We start from the raw sequence: 2,590 nt of genomic DNA on the forward strand, positions 1-2,590 counted from the left end.
GAAAAATTCGAACTTATTTTAGATGCTATTATTTTAGAGTAACTTTAAGTTTACATAGAATGAAAACAAGACCAATAATACCAAATGCGGCTATTTTAGACGCGACAAAACAGTTAGAACAATTTCAAAATATAACCTTACGACCAATAATTAAATCTTTAAATGATTTGTTATTAGTATATTTTCACAATTATATGCTACTCAAAAGATTTGATATAACTAATTCGACAGCTATTGAAAAAGAAAAATTTGTTACAACAACCTTTTTAAAAGATAATCAATTTAAAAACGAGATTAAAGGAATTGTAATTGGTCATTTTTCCATTGAAGAATATAATTTTTATAAAAACGCAGCTAAAGACATTAATAAAAGAATTTTAGGAATTATGAAACAACGCATCTTAAATTTTCAATAATTGATATCAATTATAATGAGAAAAAAACTTAAAGATATTGCGAATTGTTTATAGTTTAAGAAGACTTTTTAGTATTAAATATTTGTTAATTTTGTTACACAACATTGTTAAAATGGTTTACCAAAGTGGTTAACCAGCACAATAACAGTATTTAAAAATAATTAATTATAACGATTATAAATAATTATCACTCCTTTTTTACTGATATATATCATTATAACTTTTACATTATAACTCTAATTTTACACTGTAAAAATGAATAGTCGAATTATATAGTTTGCAATTTATTCCTAATTTAATTAAGAGTTTCGCAAATTATTAAGTGTAAATATAAAGTATGATGAAACCAGAAAACAAAAAATTAATTTGTGATGCTAATGAAGCTGTTGCAAGAGTAGCTCACAAAACAAATGAAGTATGTGCAATTTATCCAATTACTCCAGCTTCTCCTATGGGAGAACACGTGGATGTTTATAGTGCTGAAGGACAGCAAAATATTTGGGGAGATGTTCCAAGAATTATTGAAATGCAAAGTGAAGGTGGTGCCGCTGGTACAGTTCATGGTTCTTTACAAGGAGGCGCATTAACTACTACTTTTACTGCATCGCAAGGATTGCTTTTAATGCTTCCTAATATGTATAAAATGGCTGGTGAATTATTACCTACAGTAATTCACGTAGCTGCTAGAACATTAGCAACACATGCATTATCAATTTTTGGAGACCATTCAGATGTTATGTCAGCTAGACAAACAGGTTTCTCAATGTTATTTGGTGGTTCTGTACAAGAAGCGCACGATTTTGCTTTAATATCTCAAGTTGCAGCATTAAAAAGTAAAGTGCCATTTATGAACATTTTTGATGGATTTAGAACTTCTCATGAAATTTCTAAAATAGATGCCATTTCTGATGAAGTAATTAAAACTATGATGCCAGAAGAGGAAATAATGAAGCATAAAAAAAATTCATTAGATCCAGACAATCCTGTAATTAGAGGTACAGCACAAAACCCAGATGTATTTTTTCAAGCACGTGAAGCGGCAAATTCATATTACGAAAAGGTTCCTGAAATTGTTCAAAATACAATGGATCAATTTGCTGAATTAACAGGTAGAAAATATAGCTTATTCTATTATATAGGCCACCCAGAAGCAGAAAAAGTTATGGTTATTATGGGATCTGCTCAAGGTCCAGTAAGAGAAACTATAGACACTTTAGTAGAGAAAGGTGAAAAAGTTGGAGCATTATTTGTGCGTTTATATCGTCCGTTCTCAATTCATAATTTTATTGAGCAAATGCCAAAAACAGTTAAAAAAGTTGCTGTTTTAGATAGAACAAAAGAACCAGGAAGCACTGGAGAACCTTTATACTTAGATGTTGTTACTTCATATGTAGAAATGGGAGAATCAATGCCAACAGTTGTTGGTGGTCGTTACGGACTTTCTTCTAAAGAATTTACGCCTTCTATGGTAAAAGGTATTTTTGATGAATTAGAAAATAATTCTCCAAAAAATCACTTTACAATGGGTATTAACGATGATGTTACACATACAAGTTTAACGTACAAGCCAGATTTCCAAACAAGAAAATCTACCTTTAACTGTATGTTCTACGGATTAGGATCTGATGGTACTGTTGGTGCAAATAAAAATTCTATTAAAATTATTGGTGAAACAACTGATAATTATGTGCAAGGTTATTTCGTGTATGACTCTAAAAAAGCAGGAGCACAAACAATTTCACATTTACGTTTTGGACCAGAACCAATCTATTCTTCTTATTTAATAAGTACAGCTAATTTTATTGCTTGTCACCAACCAAACTTTATTAATGAGTATGATATTTTGAAAAAGATTAAGCCAGGAGGAACATTCCTTTTAAATACACCACATTCAAAATATAAAATTTGGGCTGAATTACCAAGTATAGTTCAACAAAGAATTATTGATAATAACGTCGAATTTTATGTTATTGATGCAACAAAAGTTGCTGCTGAAGCAAATCTTGGTAAACGTACAAATACGATATTACAAACTTGTTTCTTTGCAATTTCTGGTGTGCTTCCAAAAGATGAAGCAATCAAAAAAATTAAAGATGCAATTGTAAAATCATATTCTCATAAAGGAGAAGGTGTTGTTGAAATGAACTTTAATGCGGTTGATAAATCGTTAGAAA

At 29.9% G+C, this 2,590-nt stretch carries 2 protein-coding genes; both read left to right on the top strand.

The genetic code is table 11. From position 1 onward, the window contains the following. A partial coding sequence (locus AB1Z17_RS02220; protein ID WP_368050158.1) for a hypothetical protein occupies positions 1 to 416 on the top strand: 416 nt, incomplete at its 5' end. A gap of 337 nt (positions 417 to 753) precedes the next feature. Continuing rightward, on the top strand, positions 754 to 2,590 hold a 1,837-nt coding region (nifJ, locus tag AB1Z17_RS02225; protein ID WP_368050160.1), incomplete at its 3' end, for a pyruvate:ferredoxin (flavodoxin) oxidoreductase.

It is taken from the genome of Lutibacter sp., assembly GCF_040883305.1.
Lineage (GTDB): Bacteria > Bacteroidota > Bacteroidia > Flavobacteriales > Flavobacteriaceae > Lutibacter.